Annotated in this window: 18 protein-coding genes; 6 read left to right on the forward strand and 12 right to left on the reverse strand. The window is 68.0% G+C overall.

The features are described 5' to 3' along the window. Positions 1 to 3: 3 nt before the first annotated feature. The 8 genes from CFB81_RS13380 to CFB81_RS13415 all read right to left on the reverse strand — a co-directional run bounded on the left by CFB81_RS13380 (position 4) and on the right by CFB81_RS13415 (position 8,395). A complete protein-coding gene (locus CFB81_RS13380; protein WP_089435544.1) occupies positions 4 to 1,113 on the reverse strand; it encodes an ABC transporter ATP-binding protein in 1,110 nt (369 codons plus the stop codon). Positions 1,114 to 1,175: 62 nt separating this feature from the next. Continuing rightward, positions 1,176 to 1,904 carry an HAD family phosphatase gene (locus tag CFB81_RS13385; RefSeq protein WP_089435545.1) on the reverse strand — a complete coding sequence of 243 codons (729 nt, stop codon included), beginning with the start codon at positions 1,902 to 1,904 and terminating at the stop codon, positions 1,176 to 1,178. Continuing rightward, the gene (locus CFB81_RS13390; protein ID WP_089435546.1) at positions 1,901 to 2,752 is read right to left on the reverse strand and encodes a carbohydrate ABC transporter permease; all 852 of its coding nucleotides are present in this window, start codon (positions 2,750 to 2,752) and stop codon (positions 1,901 to 1,903) included. The genes CFB81_RS13385 and CFB81_RS13390 overlap by 4 nt, the downstream gene beginning before the upstream one ends. Continuing rightward, on the reverse strand, positions 2,749 to 3,702 hold the full coding sequence (locus CFB81_RS13395) for a carbohydrate ABC transporter permease (protein ID WP_011546081.1): 954 nt from the start codon (positions 3,700 to 3,702) through the stop codon (positions 2,749 to 2,751). The genes CFB81_RS13390 and CFB81_RS13395 overlap by 4 nt, the downstream gene beginning before the upstream one ends. Positions 3,703 to 3,815: 113 nt before the next feature. Continuing rightward, positions 3,816 to 5,141, reverse strand: a complete 1,326-nt coding sequence (locus CFB81_RS13400; RefSeq protein WP_006477974.1) for a sugar ABC transporter substrate-binding protein — start codon at positions 5,139 to 5,141, stop codon at positions 3,816 to 3,818. A 72-nt stretch (positions 5,142 to 5,213) separates the two neighbouring features. Continuing rightward, positions 5,214 to 6,578 (reverse strand): D-tagatose-bisphosphate aldolase, class II, non-catalytic subunit, encoded by a 1,365-nt coding sequence (locus tag CFB81_RS13405; protein WP_089435547.1) that lies wholly within the window; start codon positions 6,576 to 6,578, stop codon positions 5,214 to 5,216. Then, positions 6,566 to 7,522 carry a sugar kinase gene (locus tag CFB81_RS13410; RefSeq protein ID WP_089435548.1) on the reverse strand — a complete coding sequence of 319 codons (957 nt, stop codon included), beginning with the start codon at positions 7,520 to 7,522 and terminating at the stop codon, positions 6,566 to 6,568. The genes CFB81_RS13405 and CFB81_RS13410 overlap by 13 nt, the downstream gene beginning before the upstream one ends. A gap of 96 nt (positions 7,523 to 7,618) precedes the next feature. Next, the gene (locus tag CFB81_RS13415) at positions 7,619 to 8,395 is read right to left on the reverse strand and encodes an L-iditol 2-dehydrogenase (RefSeq protein WP_089435549.1); all 777 of its coding nucleotides are present in this window, start codon (positions 8,393 to 8,395) and stop codon (positions 7,619 to 7,621) included. A gap of 330 nt (positions 8,396 to 8,725) precedes the next feature. On the opposite strand from CFB81_RS13415, the gene CFB81_RS13420 reads away from it, so the two are divergent. Genes CFB81_RS13420 through CFB81_RS13435 form a run of 4 tightly spaced genes read left to right on the forward strand, consistent with a single transcriptional unit; the run spans position 8,726 to position 11,831 of the window. Further along, positions 8,726 to 9,187, forward strand: coding sequence for a Fur family transcriptional regulator (locus CFB81_RS13420; protein ID WP_050017093.1), 462 nt, complete (start codon positions 8,726 to 8,728; stop codon positions 9,185 to 9,187). Positions 9,188 to 9,233: 46 nt separating this feature from the next. Then, positions 9,234 to 10,145 (forward strand): metal ABC transporter solute-binding protein, encoded by a 912-nt coding sequence (locus CFB81_RS13425; protein ID WP_089435550.1) that lies wholly within the window; start codon positions 9,234 to 9,236, stop codon positions 10,143 to 10,145. A gap of 20 nt (positions 10,146 to 10,165) precedes the next feature. After that, positions 10,166 to 11,056, forward strand: a complete 891-nt coding sequence (locus tag CFB81_RS13430; protein ID WP_089435551.1) for an ABC transporter ATP-binding protein — start codon at positions 10,166 to 10,168, stop codon at positions 11,054 to 11,056. After that, positions 11,049 to 11,831, forward strand: coding sequence for a metal ABC transporter permease (locus tag CFB81_RS13435; RefSeq protein WP_089435841.1), 783 nt, complete (start codon positions 11,049 to 11,051; stop codon positions 11,829 to 11,831). The genes CFB81_RS13430 and CFB81_RS13435 overlap by 8 nt, the downstream gene beginning before the upstream one ends. 24 nt (positions 11,832 to 11,855) lie before the next feature. Here CFB81_RS13435 and CFB81_RS13440 read toward each other — a convergent pair whose 3' ends face one another. From CFB81_RS13440 to CFB81_RS13450, 3 genes are all read right to left on the reverse strand, one after another. Continuing rightward, entirely contained in the window at positions 11,856 to 12,191 is a 336-nt protein-coding gene (locus CFB81_RS13440) for a hypothetical protein (protein WP_143328592.1), read from the reverse strand. Between the two features lie 202 nt (positions 12,192 to 12,393). Next, positions 12,394 to 13,242, reverse strand: coding sequence for an S-formylglutathione hydrolase (gene fghA, locus CFB81_RS13445; RefSeq protein ID WP_089435553.1), 849 nt, complete (start codon positions 13,240 to 13,242; stop codon positions 12,394 to 12,396). Positions 13,243 to 13,258: 16 nt separating this feature from the next. Further along, positions 13,259 to 14,365, reverse strand: coding sequence for an S-(hydroxymethyl)glutathione dehydrogenase/class III alcohol dehydrogenase (locus tag CFB81_RS13450; RefSeq protein ID WP_006483756.1), 1,107 nt, complete (start codon positions 14,363 to 14,365; stop codon positions 13,259 to 13,261). 89 nt (positions 14,366 to 14,454) lie between these two features. On the opposite strand from CFB81_RS13450, the gene CFB81_RS36085 reads away from it, so the two are divergent. Further along, positions 14,455 to 14,595: a hypothetical protein gene (locus CFB81_RS36085; protein WP_179234902.1), complete on the forward strand. Its 141-nt coding sequence runs from the start codon at positions 14,455 to 14,457 to the stop codon at positions 14,593 to 14,595. On the opposite strand, the gene CFB81_RS13455 is transcribed toward CFB81_RS36085, so the two are convergent. Further along, positions 14,579 to 16,060: a xylulokinase gene (locus tag CFB81_RS13455; protein WP_089435554.1), complete on the reverse strand. Its 1,482-nt coding sequence runs from the start codon at positions 16,058 to 16,060 to the stop codon at positions 14,579 to 14,581. The genes CFB81_RS36085 and CFB81_RS13455 overlap by 17 nt on opposite strands. Positions 16,061 to 16,499: 439 nt before the next feature. Between CFB81_RS13455 and CFB81_RS13460 the strand changes: the two genes are divergently transcribed. Further along, a complete protein-coding gene (locus CFB81_RS13460) occupies positions 16,500 to 17,876 on the forward strand; it encodes a nucleobase:cation symporter-2 family protein (protein WP_050016976.1) in 1,377 nt (458 codons plus the stop codon). Positions 17,877 to 18,054: the final 178 nt, after the last annotated feature.

The following is an 18,054-nucleotide window of genomic DNA, read 5'->3' on the forward strand; positions in this document are numbered from 1 at the left end:
GCGTCACGCCGCCTTCGCGTGCACGCTCAGCCGCCGGAACGCCTGCCCGTTTTCGTCGAACAGGTGGCAGTGCTCGGCCTGTGCATGCACGCGCAGCGTGTCGCCGGTGCGGTACGTGTCGAGCGGCGGAATCCGCGCGATCAGCCCGTCCGGCGCGACGGCCGACTCCGCATACAGATACGCGGCGTCACCGAGCGACTCGACGGCCATCGTCCGGGCGGCCACGCCCGGCGCCGCCGCATCGACCAGCAGATGCTCGGGCCGCACGCCGACGGTCACCGCCGCGCCGCGCTGCAGCCCCGCCGCGTCCACCGCGACACGCTGCGTCTCGCCGCTGTCGAAGCGCACGAGCACGCCGCCCGCGTCGGCCGATTCGACCGTGCCCTTCAGGAAGTTCATCTTCGGCGAGCCGATGAAGCCCGCGACGAACTGGTTCGCCGGCGCGTGATACAGCGCGTTCGGCGTGCCGACCTGCTGCACCGCGCCGCCCGACAGCACGACGATCTTGTCGGCGAGCGTCATCGCCTCGACCTGGTCGTGCGTCACGTAGATCATCGTCGTCTTCAGCTCGTCGTGCAGCCGCGCGAATTCCAGCCGCATCTTCACGCGCAGCGCGGCGTCGAGGTTCGACAACGGTTCGTCGAACAGGAACACCTTCGGCTTGCGCGTGATCGCGCGGCCGATCGCGACGCGCTGCCGCTGGCCGCCCGACAACTGCTTCGGCTTGCGGTCGAGCAAGTGATCGATGTGCAGGATCTTCGCGGCCTGCTTCACCGCCTGGTCGATCTCGGGCTTCTTCGCGCCGGCCAGCTTCAGGCCGAACGCCATGTTGTCGTACAGCGTCATGTGCGGGTACAGCGCATACGACTGGAACACCATCGCGATGCCGCGCTTCGCGCTCGGCACGTCGTTGACCTTCGCGCCGTCGATCAGCAGATCGCCGTTCGAGATGTCCTCCAGGCCGGCGATCATCCGCATCAGCGTGGATTTGCCGCAGCCGCTCGGGCCGACGAACACGACGAATTCGCCGTCGGCGATGTCGAGGTTCACGTTGCGCAGCACTTCGGTGTCGTCGTAGCGCTTCGCGATGTTGCGCAGGAGCACGCTTGCCATGATCTGTCTCCGTTCGTTCGTGATGCGCCGCGTTGAAAGCGGCGCGCCTTCGTTCCTGATTGCTAGTTCGGCAGCACCTCGCCCGTCGCCTGCCAGCGCGCGACGTAGCCGGGCAGCTCGTGCATGTCGTCGAATACGTGACGCGCGCCGATGCCGCGCAGCGCGTCGATCTGGGCCGCGGATGCGTGCCCGCCGCCGATGAAGCCGAGCACGGTCATGCCGGCCGCGGCCGCGGCGGTGATGCCGGTCGCGCTGTCCTCGACCACGAGGCATTGCGCGGGCACCGCGCCGAGCGCGCGTGCGGCTGCCAGATACACGTCCGGCGCCGGCTTCGGCCGCGCGACCGAATCCGCGCAGAACAGCCGGTCGCCAAAAAAGCGCGCGAGGCCGGTGCGCGCGAGCGCCGCTTCGACGTACGCGCGATAGCTGTTGCTTGCGCAGGCCGTCGTCAGGTCGATCGCGGCCAGCGCCGCGTCGATGCCTTCGACCATCGGCGCATTGACGGCCGCCGCCTCGACTGCGCGACGGATCGCATCGACGTCGTCGTTCGTCAGCGCCTGCCCCACCGCCTCGGACGCGCCGGCCAGCACGCGCTCGATGCGCAGCCCGAGCAGCGGCATCACGGCCGGCCGCGCATCGACGCCCGGCCAGCGCGCATCGAGTTCGCGCACGATCACGTCGGCGGCGACGGCCTCGCTGTCGATCAGCACGCCGTCGCAATCGCAGATCAGCACGTTCATGCCGTGACCGGCCGCACGTTTGCCGGCCGCGTCTTTGCTTGCATCGTTCATTTAACCGCCCCGAACGTGAGCCCGCGCACGAGCTGCTTCTGCGACAGCCAGCCGACGATCAGGATCGGCGCGACCGCGAGCAGCGATGCGGCGGACAGCTTCGCCCAGAACAGCCCTTCGGGGCTCGAGTACGACGCGATGAACACGGTCAGCGGCGCCGCGTTCGAGCTCGACAGGTTGATGCTCCAGAACGCCTCGTTCCACGACAGGATCACGAGCAGCAGCGCGGTGGACGCGAGCCCCGGCAGCGCCATCGGCATCAGCAGGTAGACGATCTCCTGCCACGTCGACGCGCCGTCGATGCGCCCGGCCTCCAGGATGTCCTTCGGGATTTCGTTGAAATACGTGAAGGTCATCCACACCGCGATCGGCAGGTTGATCAGCGTGTAGACGATCACGAGCCCCGACACCGTATCGAGCAGCCCCGCGTTCTTCCACAGCAGGTAGATCGGCACGAGCACGCCGACCGACGGCATCATCTTCGTCGACAGCATCCACAGCAGCACCTTCTGCGTGCGATGGTTCGGGAAGAACGCCATCGCATACGCGGCCGGCACCGCGAACAGCAGCGAGATCAGCGTGACGCCGGCCGAGATCAGCACCGAATTCCACGCGAACCCGAAGTAGTTGCTGCGCGCGAACACCTCGCGGAAGCTGTCGAGCGTCGGGATGAAGAACAGCGACGACGCGTACGCCTGCTGCTCGGTCTTGAACGCGGTGATCGCCATCCAGAAGATCGGGAAGAACAGCAAGAGCGCGATCAGCCATGCGAGCGTGCCGGGCAGCGCGCGCCGCACGAGGTCGAACACGGCCGGCGCGCGCCGGCCTTCCAAAGTCAGGTCGCTCATTTCTCGTACTCCCCCTTCAGGTTGCGCGCGAGCATCCGCACGAGGAAGAACGACACGACGTTCGCGACCACGACGGCGATGATGCCGCCCGCGGACGCGAGGCCGACGTCGAACTGCTGCAGGCCGAGCGCGTAGATCAGGTACGACAGGTTGGTCGTCGCGTCGCCGGGGCCGCCGCCGGTCGTCGTGTAGATTTCCGCGAAGATCGACAGCAGGAAGATCGTCTCCATCATCACGACCACGGCGATCGCACGCTTCAGGTGCGGCAGCGTGATGTAGAAGAACATCGCGATCGGGCCGGCGCCGTCGATGCGCGCCGCTTCCTTCTGCTCCTGGTCGAGCGACTGGATCGCGGTGAACAGGATCAGGAACGCGAACGGCAGCCATTGCCACGCGACGATGATGATCACCGCGGTCAACGGGTAGTCGGCGAACCAGTCGATCGGCGTCATCCCGAGCGCGCGCATCGCGTTCGCGACGAGCCCGTACACCGGATGCAGGATCATGTTCTTCCAGATCAGCGCGGAGACCGTCGGCATCACGAAGAACGGCGCGATCGCGAGCAGGCGCGCGACGCCCTGCCCGTAGAACTTGCGATCGAACAGCACGGCCATCAGCACGCCGCCGATCACGGTGATCGCGAGCACCGCGCCGATCAGCACGAGCGTGTGCCAGATCGCGGGCAGGAACGACGGATCGGTCGCGAGGAAGCGGTAGTTGTCGAACCCGGCGAAGCCCTTCACGTCCGGGTTCAGCAGGTTGTAGCGCGAGAACGAATACCAGATCGTCATCGCGAGCGGAATCGACATCCACAGCAGCAGCACCGCGACGGACGGCGATACGAGCCAGCTCGCGCCGCCGCGCGCCCGGCGCGGCGCACCGGGCGGCGACGACGCGTCGCCGACCGACGGCGCGTGAGCGTGACTCAGGGGAAGACGCAGGTGACGCATGACGGAGTCCCTCCGGTTGATGCGCGGGCGCGAACGGCCTGCCCGCCTGTCGGCCTCGCCGGCCCGCGCCGTGTGCCACGGCGCACGATGCGGGCCGCGCGACGGCTTGCGCGTTACTTCTTGTAGCCGGCCTGCCGCACTGCGCGGTCGGCTGCGGCCTGGCCCGCGGCAAGCGCCTGGTCGACCGACATCTGGCCCGCAACCGCGCCCGCGATCGACTGGCCGACCACCGTGCCGAACGACTGGAATTCAGGAATCCCGACGTACTGCACGCCCGTGTACGGCACCTTCTTCAGCGACGGATCGTTCGGATCGGCCGTCTCGATCGCCTTCAGCACGAAGTCGGAGAACGGCGCGGCGGCCTTGTACTCGGCCCGCTGATACGTCGACGTGCGCGTGCCCGGCGGCACCGACGCCCAGCCCTCGTCCTTGCCGACCATCTCGATGTACTGCTTCGACGTCGCCCACGCGATGAACTTGCGCGCGGCGTCCTGCTGCTTCGACGTCTTCGGCACGGCCAGCGCCCACGCCCACAGCCAGTGCGAACCCTTCGGCGTCGCGGCGACCGGCGCGGCCGCGAAGCCGATCTTGTCGGCCACCTGCGACTGCTGCTTGTTGTACAGCATCCCGGCCGCGACCGTCGCGTCGATCCACATCGCGCACTTGCCCGACGCGGTCAGCGTCAGGTTCTCGTTGAAGCCGTTCGAGCTCGCGCCCGGCGGGCCGTTCTTCTTCAGCAGGTTCACGTAGAAATTGATCGCCTTCTTCCATTCGGGCGACGTGAGCTGCGCATTCCAGTTCTCGTCGAACCAGCGCCCGCCGAACGTGTTCACGACCGTCGACACGTACGCCATGTTCTCGCCCCAGCCGGCCTTGCCGCGCAGGCAGATCCCGTAGGTGCCTTTCGACTTGTCGGTCAGCTTGTCCGCGAATTCGGCGATCTGGTCGTAGGTCGGCTGGTCGGGCATCTTCAGCCCCTTCGCCGCGAACAGGTCCTTGCGGTAGAACGTCATCGAGCTTTCGACGTAGAACGGCAGCGCGTACAGCTGGCCGTTGTACGACAGGCTGTCGCGTGCGGTCTTCACGATGTCGTTCAGGTCGTAGTCGGCCGGCAGCCCCGTGATCGGCGCGAGCCAGCCGCGCTTGCCCCACTGCGGCGTTTCATAGGTGCCGATCGCCATCACGTCGAACTGGCCGCTGCCGGTCGTGATGTCGGTCGTCGCGCGCTGGCGCAGCACGTTCTCCTCGAGGATCACCCAGTTCAGCTTGATGTCGGGGTTCGCCTTCTCGAATGCCGGCGACAGCTTCTTCAACTCGATCATGTCGGGGTTGTTCAGCGTCGCGATCGTCAGCGTGCCGGCGGACGCCGCGCAGGCCGCCGTCGCGAGCGCGGCTCCGGCGAAACAGCGTGCGGCGGCGTCGAGCATCTTTCGTTGCATGGCATGTCTCCTGTGATTGTTCGAAATGTCGTCGGTCTTGCGTGGTGTTGCGTCGTTTCCTTCGCGGCCCCGTCATGCCGGCCGCTGCATCCCGCACGCGCGCGCATAGTGCGCGATCACGTCGCGTATCCGGTGGCGCACCCATGCGCGCGGTTCCTTCGCGAGGCCGCCCGCGCGGCACGCCGCGTAGACGTCCGGCAGCCACTGCGCGACGAGCGTCTCCGGCACCGGCTGCCGCGCGAGGTTGTCGAACAGTTGCTCGACCGCGGCCGCGACGGCCGGCTGCAGCCAGTAATAGCGGATGCGGTCGCTGTAGCTGAACTGGCGCGCGAGCCGCTGCGCGGTCTCGTCGCCGCGGTAGTACGGCGCCCAGTGTTCGGGCTGCGCGCGCATCGCCGCATCGACGACGTCGCGCAATCGCGAGCGCTGCGCGACGTCGTCGATCAGCGCGTCCTCGATGAACGTCAGCGCGAACAGCGCCTCGCGCAGCGCGAACGTCAGCGCGGGGCCGACCTTCAACACCGCGAAGTGATCGCGCACGAGCGCGGCGAGCGCGGCTTCGGTCTGATAATCGGTCGAATGCGCTTCGAACACGAGGCGCGGTGTCTGCAGGATACTCGCGCCGAGCGACGCCGCCCTGGCGCTGTCGTAATCGAGCACGTGGCGATCGTCGAAGTCGACGCCCGGCTGCGCGACGATCGCGACGACACGCGCCCACGCATCGTCGAGCCCGGCCGCCGCGAACGCGCGGCGGTGCGCATCGAGCGTCGCCGCGATGCTGTCGCTGCGCGTGACCGCGATCTGCGCGATTGCGTCGCCGCTCGCGTCACTACCGGCATCACCGCTCACTTCGCCGCCCGGCGTCGGCACCTCGGTGCCGATCACGTAGACGGGCGCGGTCCCGGCGCGCGCCGCCGCGTCTTCCGCGACGCGGCACAGCTCGGCCGCGCGCGCGGCGATCGTGCGATCGTCGAGCCGCGCCGGATCGTCCGCGCACGCCATGCTCGCATCGAGATGGATCTTTTCGAAACCGGCTTCGACGTAGGCCGCGACCATCGCGGCCGCTTCACGCATCGCGTCGGCCGCGCGGCGGTGCCGCCACGGGTTCGGGCCGAGATGGTCGCCGCCGAGCACGAGCGCCGACGGCGCGAGCCCGCAGCGTGCGGCGATCGCATCGACGTCGCGACGAAAATCGGCGGGCGTCATGCCCGTATAGCCGCCGAGATGGTTCACCTGGTTGCAGGTCGCCTCGATCAGCAGCGGCGAGCCGTCCGCGCGCGCGGCTTCGCACGCGGCCTCCAGCACGAGCCGGTGCGCGCTGCAGATCGAATAGATGCCGCGCTGCGCGTCCGCGCGGTTCGCGTCGAAGATCATCCGCAGCACGGCGTGCGCGTGCGCGGTGCGCGTGCGCTCGGCAACGGTCGTCAGGCCGGACATGCGATACCTCGTTCGGTCAGGAAACGGTCGATCTCGGCCGCGCTGCCGTTGCCTTCCATCGGGCCGCGCCGCGTGACGGCGATCGCGCCGGCCGCGTTCGCGGGACGCAATGCGACGTCGATCGGCACGCCGGCGACGAGGCTCGCGACCAGCGTGCCGCCGAAGCAGTCGCCGGCGCCGGTCGGATCGACTTCGTCGACCGGAAATGCCGGCGCTTCGGCCCGGTTCGCGCGATCGAACGCGACGCTGCCCTGCGCGCCGCGTTTGAGCACGACGCGCTCGAGAAGCGGATGCGTCGCGAGCAGGCCCGCGATCGCGCGCTCGGCCGGCTGCGGCCCGCAGAAGAACGGCAGGTCGGCTTCGCTCGGCAGGAACAAGTGACACGCGGCGAGCATCTCGTCGAGCGCCGCGCGCATCGGGCGAAAGCTCAGCATTTCGGGCCGCACGTTCGGATCGAACGACACCTTGGCGCCCGCGCGCGCGGCCTCGATCACGCCGCGCTGCACCGCCGCGATCGCCGATTCGCTCGTCAGCGACGAGCCCATCACGTGAAAGTAGCGGCAGCCGTCGAACATCGCGGTGTCGACGTCGGACGCATCGACGCATGCGGCCGCACTCGTGGAAAGCGTGAAGACGAAGCTGCGCGAACCGTCGTCGCGATACGCGACGAACGCGGTGCCGGTCGGGCGTGCGACGCGGCGGATGCGCGCGACGTCGACGCCGTCGCGTGCGAGCCGCGCGACGATCGCATCGCCGAACGCGTCGCGGCCGACACAGCCCGCATACGCGACGCGCGCGCCGAGCCGCGCGGCCTGATCGGCGAAGATCGCCGGCGCGCCGCTCGGGAACGGCCCTTCGAACAGGCCGGGCGTATCGAAACCCTGGCCGCGCTCGACGGCGACGAATTCGGCCAGCAGTTCGCCGGCGACGACGATCTCGGCCATCAGGCGAGCCCTCCTCGGTCGACGACGGCCGCGGCGTGCGGCGATGCCGCCGCGTCGCGGGCCGGCTGGCGACTGGCGCGTGCGAGCGGCGCCACGTCAGCTCATCCAGTTGCCGCCGTCGACGTTCAGCGTCTGGGCGGTGATGTAGTCGGCGTCGGCCGACGCGAGGAACAGCGCGGCGCCCGTCAGGTCGCCCGGCACGCCCATGCGGCCGAGCGGCACGGCTTCGCCCACGAGCCGCTTCTTCTCGCCGAGCGGCCGGTTCTCGTAGCGCGCGAACAGCGCATCGACCTGTTCCCACATCGGTGTGTCGACCACGCCCGGCGCGATGCCGTTCACGTTGATCCGGTGCGGCGCGAGCGCGAGCGCGGCCGATTGCGTATAGCTGATCACCGCGGCCTTGGTCGCGCAGTAGTGCGAAACGAGCGCCTCGCCGCGACGGCCGGCCTGCGACGACATGTTGACGATCTTGCCGCCGCGCCCCTGCTCGACCATCCGCTGCGCGACGGCCTGCATCAGGAAGAACAGCCCTTTCACGTTGACCGAGAACAGCCGGTCGAACACGTCCCACGATTCGTCGAGGAGCGGGCGCATGTCGAACAGCGCCGCATTGTTGAACAGGACGTCGACGCCGCCGAAGCGCTCGACCGCCGTCGCGACGATCCGCTCGATGTCGTCGCGGCGCGTGACGTCGGCCGTGACGGCCACCGCGCGGCCGGGGTTGGCCTCGATCAGCCGGGCGAGCGAGCCGCCTGCCGGCTTCACGTCGACGAGCACGCAGCGCGCGCCCTCGTCCAGATAGCGTTGCGCGACCGCCTCGCCGATGCCGCTTGCGGCGCCCGTCAGGATCGCGACCTTGTCTTCCAGTCTCACTGGCTGTCTCCGGTTCGTTCTTGCTGCACGACGGTCGCGGGGTGAGCGAACGCTCTTCGACCGATCAATTGCTCTGTTAGTGATCGAATGATCGGATACGCGATACGCGCTGTCAAGACGACGCGGCGGCTTTCTATGACGCGCTGCGGCACGAGGGCGCGCGACGACGCGGCGACGCGCCCGCACCGCAAGGCGGAAAGCGCGCGGTGCGGCGCAGTGGCATCGACGATGAAGGGGACGGAGCGACGACGGAAAATGGAATTCGCGCTGCACGGCGCGGCGATACGTTATATCATCGCGATACTGTGTTTCATCGCCCTGCTTCACGCCATGGCTACCTCATCGTCCATTGACGCCCGGCTGTCCCGGGCCGACGCATTCGCCGCCGAGCACGGGCTCGCGTGGACGCCGCTGCGCCGCCAGGTCTACGAACGCGTGCTGGCCGCGCAGCGCCCGATCGGCGCGTACGACCTGCTCGCGGAACTCGAACCGCAACGCGGCCGCGTGCCGCCGACAACCGTCTACCGCGCGCTGGATTTCCTCGTCGAGCACGGCTTCATCCACCGGATCGAATCGAAGAACGCGTTCCTCGCGTGCTGCGAGATCGGGGTGCCGCACGAAGGCCAGTTCCTGATCTGCGATTCGTGCGGCGACACCGTCGAGATTCCCGGCAGCGACCTCGCGAAACAATTGTCCGCGAGCGAGCCCGCGCACGGATTCGAAGTCCATCACCAGGTCGTCGAGCTGAACGGCCTGTGCGGGCACTGCAAGCGCAAGCCCGCGCAGCGCTGACGCCGCATCGCGCGGCGCCCGCGCCGCCCTTCCAACGAGGAGTTCCATGTCCATTGCCCTGAAGCGCGCGCCGCGGCGCGCCCTGTCGCCTGTCCGCTGGCTCGCCGCCGCCGTCGCCGCGCTGTCGTTCGCCGCGCCCGCGTTCGCGCAGGCGGCGACCGTCAACGTCGTCGCCGCCGAGAATTTCTACGGCGACGTCGCGTCGCAGATCGGCGGCCGCCACGTCGCGGTCACGAGCATCCTCAGCAATCCGGACCAGGATCCGCACCTGTTCGAAGCGAGCCCGAAGACGGCCCGCGCGCTGCAGCACGCACAGGTCGTGATCTACAACGGCGCGGACTACGATCCGTGGATGGGCAAGCTGCTCGGCGCATCGAAGCAGGCGAAGCGCGCGACGATCGTCGTCGCCGATCTGGTCGGCAAGAAGGCCGGCGACAACCCGCACCTGTGGTACGACCCGGCGACGATGCCGGCGGCCGCACGCGCGATCGCGGCCGAACTCGGCCGCGCCGACCCGGCGAACCAGGCCGAGTACGATGCGAACCTGCAGAAGTTCGTTGCATCGCTGAAGCCCGTCGACGACAAGGTCGCCGCGCTGCGCGCGAAGTACAAGGGCGTGCCGGTCACGGCCACCGAGCCCGTGTTCGGCTACATGTCGGACGCGATCGGCCTCGACATGCGCAACCAGCGCTTCCAGCTCGCGACGATGAACGACACCGAGGCGAGCGCGCAAGACGTCGCCGCGTTCGAGGGCGACCTGCGCAAGAAGCAGGTGCGCGCGCTGATCTACAACAGCCAGGCCGAAGAACCGATGACCAAGCGCATGCTGAAGATCGCGCGCGACGGCGGCGTGCCGACCGTCAGCGTCACCGAGACGCAGCCGGCCGGCAAGACATTCCAGCAATGGATGATCGGCCAGCTCGACGCGCTCGGCAGCGCGCTCTCAGCCGGCAAGTAATAGAAGACGACCGTTACGACATGACCGCCACTCCCCACGCCCTCGCACTCGATCGCGTCACGCTCGAACTGGGCGGCCGCACGATCCTGCGCGACGTCAGCTTCTCGATCGAGCCCGGCGAATTCGTCGGCGTGCTCGGACCGAACGGCGCGGGCAAGACGACGCTGATGCGCGCGGTGCTCGGCCTCGTCCCCGTGTCGGCCGGCACGCTGTCGGTCGGCGGCGTGCCGGTCGCGCGCGGCAACGCGTCGATCGGCTACATGCCGCAGATCAGAAGCGGCCTCGCGAACCGCCGGATGCGCGGCTACGATTTCGTCGCGATGGCCGCCGACGGCCATCGCTGGGGCCTGCCGCACACGAACGCGGCCACGCGCCGCGACGTCGATCGCGTGCTCGATCTCGTCGGCGGCCCGTCGCTCGCGCGCCGGCCGCTGTCCGAACTGTCGGGCGGCGAACGGCAGCGCCTGCTGCTCGCGCAATGCCTGCTCGGCAACCCGAAGCTGCTGCTGCTCGACGAGCCGCTGATCAGCCTCGATCCGAACCACCAGCGCGGCGTCGTCGAACTCGTGCGCAACGTGCAGCGCGAGCTCGGCATCACCGTGCTGTTCTCAGCGCACGAACTGAATCCGCTGCTGAACGCGCTCGACCGCGTGCTGTATCTCGGCAACGGCGTGGCCGCGCTCGGCACCGTCGACGAGGTGATCACGAAGCCCGTGCTGTCGAGGCTCTATGGATCGCCGATCGACGTGATGCGCGTGAACGGCAAGATCTTCGTGATGTCGGGCGACGTCGAAATCGAAAAGCACGATCACGAACACGAGGACGACGACGGCCATTCGCACGGCGGTGGCGGCGGCCACGGCCATCACCACCACGGACACGCTCATCCCGGGCATTCGCACGATGTTTGAATACGACTTCATGATCAACGCGTTCGCCGCGTCGGGGATCGTCGCGGTGCTCGCTGGCATCGTCGGCTATTTCCTGGTGCTGCGCGGGCAGACCTTCGCCGGCCACGCGCTGTCGCACGTCGGCTTCACCGGCGCGACGGGCGCGGTGCTGCTCGGCATCTCGCCGATCTGGGGGATGGTCGGCTTCACGCTCGCGGCCGGGATCGGCATGGGCGCGCTCGGCGAAAAGCTCGCGGGCCGCGACGTCGCGATCGGCGTGATCCTGTCCGGCGCGCTCGGCTTCGGCCTGCTGTTCCTGCATTTCTACACGTCGTTCGCGACGCAGGTCACCGCGCTGCTGTTCGGCAACGTGCTCGCGGTCAGTCACGACACGCTCGCGGTGCTCGCGGGCATCGGCGCGGTGAGCCTCGCCGCGCTCGCGCTGATCGCGCGGCCGCTGCTGTTCGCCTCGCTGCAGCCCGAACTCGCCGAAGCGAAGGGTGTGTCGCTCCGCACGGTGTCGATGCTGTTCCTCGCGGTATGCGCGCTCGCGGTGGCCGCGGCGACGCAGATCGTCGGCGTGCTGCTCGTGTTCACGCTGCTGGTTGGGCCGGCCGCGGCCGCGCAGAACGTGTCGACGCGACTGTCGACGGGTGTGCTGCTCGCCGCGCTGTTCGCACTGTTCGAAGCGTGGGCCGGCATCGTGCTCGCGTATCACACCGACTGGCCGACGAGCTTCTGGATCACCGCGCTGTCGGCGCTCGTGTACGGGGCGAGCCTGTTGCGCAGGGCATGACGACTCGCATGCGTGGGGATGGTGTTACGTGATCGTTTTCCATGCGCACACCGCCGTTGCCGCGAGCATCAGGAACCCGACCCAGGGTTTGGCGCCTGTGGCCCTGGACCTCGCGAGCAACACGATCTGTGTGATCGCAACCACCATGAGCAGTGCATAACTGACCAGCGTATGGTCGCCGGCTTCGCCCTTGATCGCGTCGAGCGCGACGGATGGATCGATTTCGTGCATCCACGCATACTTGTTCCCGGTGATCGTGACAACGACGAGCAATCCGATGACACATGCGACATGAATGACGAAGCGAAGGGGACGACCGTTCGGGGAATTGTTTAACACCTCGCCCTTCCTGTCGCTCATTCAGGCCAAAGCCTCGCTCAAACAAATTCACCACGATTAAATCGTCGGTCGTTATTCGGTGAATCGATTTGGCATCCTATAGAACGAGTACGAATTTGCGACGGCAGGTGATTTTTCCGGGCGAATGCCCCGGTAGAATGCGTAACGATGGATGACAGCCACGTCGCCCGTTGAAGCGCAACGACGTGGCGTCAGGGACGGCTCACCGCGCCAGCACGCGTGCGTGATGCGCGAGGTGATCGGCGATGAACGTCGAGATGAAGTAGTAGCCGTGGTCGTAGCCCGGATGGCGGCGCAGCGTCAGCGGCTGGCCCGCCTTCGCGCACGCGGCTTCGAACACGTCGGGGTTCAACTGGTTCGCGAGGAACTGATCGGCGAGCCCCTGATCGACGAGGATGCCGTCCGCGAACTTCGGCGCATCGGCGCGTGCGACCAGCTCGCTCGCGTCATGTGCCTTCCACGTCTCGCGATCGGCGCCGAGGTAGCCGGAGAACGCCTTCTCGCCCCACGGGCAGCGCGTCGGCGCGGCGATCGGCGCGAACGCAGACACCGACCGGTACAGGCCCGGATGACGCAACGCGAGCGTCAGCGCGCCGTGCCCGCCCATCGAGTGACCGAAGATGCCGAGCCGCGCGCCGTCGATCGGCAGTTCGGCCGCGACGAGTTCGCGCAACTCGCCCGTCACGTACGATTCCATCCGGTAATGCGTCGACCACGGCGCTTCGGTCGCATCGACGTAGAAACCCGCGCCGACACCGAAGTCCCACGCATCGGTCTCGCCCGGCACACCCGCGCCGCGCGGGCTCGTATCGGGCATCACGAGCGCGATGCCGTGCTGCGCCGCGTACTGCTGCGCGCCGCCCTTGATCGCGAACGTCTCGTCGGTGCACGTGAGTCCCGCGAGATAGAACAGCGCCGGCACGCGCCCGTGCGCAGCCTGCGGCGGCAGATACACCGAAAACTTCATCGGCAGGCCGATGGCCGCCGAATCGTGACGGTAGAAACGCTGCTCGCCGCCGTGGCATGCGTGCGCTGAAACGAGTTCGAGCATGGTCGCGCCCTCTCGATCAGTACAGCACGACCGAGCGGATCGACTCGCCGGCCTTCATCAGGTCGAAGCCTTCGTTGATCCGCTCGAGCGGCAGCGTGTGCGTGATCAGGTCGTCGATGTTGATCTTGCCTTCCATGTACCAGTCGACGATCTTCGGCACGTCGGTACGCCCGCGCGCGCCGCCGAACGCGGAACCCTTCCACTCGCGGCCCGTCACCAGCTGGAACGGACGCGTGCTGATCTCCTCGCCCGCTGCCGCCACGCCGATGATGAACGACTGGCCCCAGCCCTTGTGCGTGCATTCGAGCGCCTGGCGCATCAGCTTCACGTTGCCGACGCATTCGAACGAGTAGTCGGCGCCGCCGTCGGTCAGCTGCACGATGTGGTCGACGACGTTCTCGACTTCGTTCGGGTTGATGAAGTGCGTCATCCCGAACTTCTTCGCGAGCTCGACGCGCTTCGGGTTGATGTCGACGCCGATGATCTTGTCCGCGCCGACCATCTTCGCGCCCTGGATCACGTTCAGGCCGATCCCGCCGAGGCCGAACACGACCACGTTCGCACCCGCCTCGACCTTCGCCGAGTACACGACCGCGCCGACGCCCGTCGTCACGCCGCAGCCGATGTAGCAGATCTTGTCGAACGGCGCGTCCTCGCGCACCTTCGCGACCGCGATTTCCGGCACGACGATGTAGTTCGAGAACGTCGACGTACCCATGTAGTGGAACAGCGGCTTGCCGTCGAGCGAGAAGCGCGACGTCGCGTCGGGCATCAGGCCCTTGCCCTGCGTCGCGCGGATCTTCTGGCACAGGTTGGTCTTGCGCGACAGGCAGAACTTGCACTCGCGGCATTCGGGCGTGTAGAGCGGAATCACGTGGTCGCCCTTCCTCACGGTGCCGACGCCGGGGCCGACGTCGACCACCACGCCCGCGCCTTCATGGCCAAGGATCGCCGGGAAGATCCCTTCCGGATCGGCGCCCGACAGCGTGTAGTAGTCGGTGTGGCAGATGCCCGTCGCCTTCACTTCGATCAGCACTTCGCCGGCGCGCGGCCCTTCGAGATCGACTTCCTCGATCGTCAGCGGCGCACCGGCCTTCCATGCAATCGCGGCTTTCGTTTTCATCGTGTCACTCCTGTGTGTCTGTGAGGTCGGCCCGGGCCGGCGCGTCGACGCCGGCCGGGGTTTCATGCAAGGCGTAGAAACCGTGCCGCATGGCACGGCGCAACAATATCGTGCTCGCCATGATGGCCGCTCCCGCCGCGCATCGCGTGCGCGAAACGGTCGTCGGCTTGCCAGGATGCGTCATCGCTGGCGCAAAAGAACAAGCGTCCGAGTTTAAACGCCCGTCGTGAACCATGCATCCGTGCGCGCGTACAGATCGACGAAGCGCGCATGGCGTGCGGCCAGCAGACGGTCGTCGTGCGGTGCCGCGACCGGCGATGCGCTCGGCGCCAGCGCGCGCAACGCCTCTTCACGCCAATGCCCGATCGCGACGCCCGCGAGCAATGCGGCGCCGCGCGTCGCGGCGTTCGGGCAATCGATCGCGTGCAGCGACGCGCCGAGCGCATCGGCAAGCAACTGGCGCCAGCGCGGATCGACCGAGCCGCCGCCCGCGAGGCGCAGCGTCGTCACCGCGTCGCGACGATCGGCGTCGCGGATCGCATCGAGCCCCGCGCGCAGCGCGAACGCGACGCCTTCGAACGCGGCGCGCATCATTGCGCCGCGCGTGTCGCCGAGCCCGAGGCCGAGCCAGCCGCCGCGCGCATCCGGATTCATCCACGGCGAACGCTCGCCGGTCAGGTACGGCAGGAAGCACAGCCGCTCGGACGCCGGTTGCGCGAACGCGTCGTCATAGGCATCGGCCCATCGCGCGTAGCCAAGCCAGCCGCGCACGGCTTCGAGCGCGAGCCCGACGTTCTGCATCGCCGCCATCGTGTAATAGCCGCCGCCCGTCGCCGCACGATAGCGATGCAAGCCGCGCCGCGCGGGCGGCAACGCATCCGCGAGCACGACGATCTGCCCACCGCTGCCGGTCGTCAGCAACGCATCGCCTGCCACGGCCAGCCCGCTGCCGAGCGCCGCGCACGCGGTATCGGCCGCGCCCGTCGCGAGCGGCACGCCGGCCGGCAGACCGAGCGCGGCTGCGGCCTGCGCGCCGAGCACGCCACAGCGCGCCGTGGACGCGCGAACCGGCGCGAAGCGGTCGGCCGGCAGGCCGAGCGTGTCGATCAATGCACTGTCCCACGCGCCGTCGGGCGTCGCGAGCGCCGTTGCGCACGCGTCGCTCGGGTCCGCGGCGACGTCACCGCCGAGCGCGATGCGCAGCCAGTCCTTCGGCTGCACGGCCCAGCGCGCGGCGCGCAGCGCGTCGGGCTCGTGCAGTGCGAGCCAGCGCAACAGCGGGCCCGCCATGCCGGGCGCGACGGGGTTCGGGGCGACGGGGTTCGGGGCGACGGGGTTCGGGGCGACGGGTAATCCGGCGACGGGCCAGCCGGCCGCGTCCGCCTCGCGCACCGCGCGCGTGTCCGGCCACAGCAGCGCGGGCCGCACCGGCTGGCCGGCCGCGTCGATCAGCACGACGCCATGCATCTGGCCCGAAAAGCCGATCGCCGCGACCTGCGCACGCTCGTCGGCCGGCAGCCGCGCGGCCGCGCGCACGAGCGCCTGCCACCACGCGTCGGGCGCGATTTCCGCCCAGCCGGGCTGCGGCGACGACAACCCGTAAGGTTCGCTCGCGACGGCCCGCTCGACGCCGTCGGCATCGAGCGTGACGAGTTTGACGGAGCCGGTGCCGAGGTCGATTCCGAGCAGGCGCATGAGGTAAGCGGGATTCGAATGAACGGATGTCGATGATAACGGGATCGCGATGCGCGCCCCGCTTTTTGCCGCCGCTTCGACGCATCGAACGTGCGGTCTGGCCGCCGCGCTCCACCGGGCTGCACCTTGCACGCAAAAGCGGCTGTTCGCGGGTTAACCCGGCACGATTTGCGCACACCGCTTTTTGCCACTATGCGGCCCGCCCGATACACACCATAAAGCACCCCATATTTGACAGGGGGGCCGGCGCTATTTTGAAGCGCTATAAAACCGGTACACCTCACTCCCGCGGCAGTTTCCCGATGATCGCCCCCCTGTTCCATACCGAAATGGCATATCGAACCAGCAAAGAACGGAATAGAACCCAGTGCTCTTGTTGCATGGATTCAATCCGAATAACTTCGTATCACCCCGAAAACAAGATCATGGAGTGAGACAGATGCAATCGAACACGGTCCATCCGTGCGATGAGGTGCTGCCGACCGGCAAGCTGGTAACGCTTGGCCTGCAACACGTCCTCGTCATGTACGCCGGCGCCGTCGCCGTGCCGCTTATCGTCGGCGCGGCGCTCAAGCTGCCGAAAGACCAGATCGCGTTCCTGATCAGCGCCGATCTGTTTTCGTGCGGCATCGCCACGCTGATCCAGACGCTCGGCCTGTGGATCTTCGGGATCCGCCTGCCCGTCATCATGGGCTGCACGTTCGCGGCCGTCGGCCCGATGATCGCGATCGGCACGAACCCGGGCCTCGGCATTCTCGACATCTTCGGTTCGACCATCGCGGCCGGCATCATCGGCATCGTGCTCGCGCCGACGATCGGCAAGCTGTTGCGGTTCTTCCCGCCCGTGGTGGTCGGCACGGTGATCGCGGTGATCGGGCTGTCGCTGATGGAAGTGGGCATCAACTGGGCGGCCGGCGGCGTCGGCAATCCCGAGTACGGCAGCCCTGTCTATCTCGGCCTGTCGCTGCTCGTGCTCACGCTGATCCTGCTGATCAACAAGTTCGGCCGCGGCTTCATCGCGAACATCTCGGTGCTGCTCGGCATCGTCGCCGGTTTCGTGATCGCGTTCGCGATCGGCCGTGTGAACACTGAAGGCGTGTCGCTTGCACCATGGGTCGGCTTCGTGATGCCGTTCCACTTCGGCTGGCCGCACTTCGACCCGTTGTCGATCGTGACGATGGTCACGGTGATGTTCGTCACGTTCATCGAATCGACCGGCATGTTCCTCGCGGTCGGCGACATGGTCGATCGCCCGGTCAACCAGGAGCGCCTCGTGCGCGGCCTGCGCGTCGACGGCCTCGGCACGCTGATCGGCGGCATCTTCAACTCGTTCCCGCATACGTCGTTCTCGCAGAACGTCGGCCTGATCGGCGTGACGGGCGTGAAGAGCCGCTTCGTGTGTGCGACGGGCGGCGTGATCCTCGTGCTGCTCGGGCTGTTCCCGAAGATGGCGCAGGTCGTCGCGTCGGTGCCGCCGTTCGTGCTCGGCGGCGCAGGCATCGTGATGTTCGGGATGGTCGCCGCGAACGGCATCAAGGTGCTGTCGAAGGTCGACTTCGTGAACAACTCGCACAACCTGTTCATCGTCGCCGTGAGCGTCGGGATGGGCCTCGTGCCGGTCGTGTCGCCGCACTTCTTCTCGAAGCTGCCGCCCGCGCTCGCGCCGATCCTGCACAGCGGTATCCTGCTCGCGTCGGCGTCGGCCGTGATCCTGAACATCGTGTTCAACGGCGTGAAAGGCGAAAAGGATGCGCGCTGCGAGATTCGGCGCGCGGGGCACGACTTCGACGGACGGCCCGCCGACGTACACCACTGATTGCGCCGCGCCGAACGACGGCTCAACGCAGTAACGAAAAACGCCACGGCATGCCGTGGCGTTTTGCTTGATTCACCGCGCGATCCGACAGCGCAAGAGAAAACGCCACGGACTTTCGTCCGTGGCGTTTTCTCTTGCGCATACAGCCGGTTCGAAGCGCAAGCGCGGTAACCCGCGC

The organism is Burkholderia sp. AU28863, from assembly GCF_002223195.1.
Taxonomy (GTDB): domain Bacteria; phylum Pseudomonadota; class Gammaproteobacteria; order Burkholderiales; family Burkholderiaceae; genus Burkholderia; species Burkholderia sola.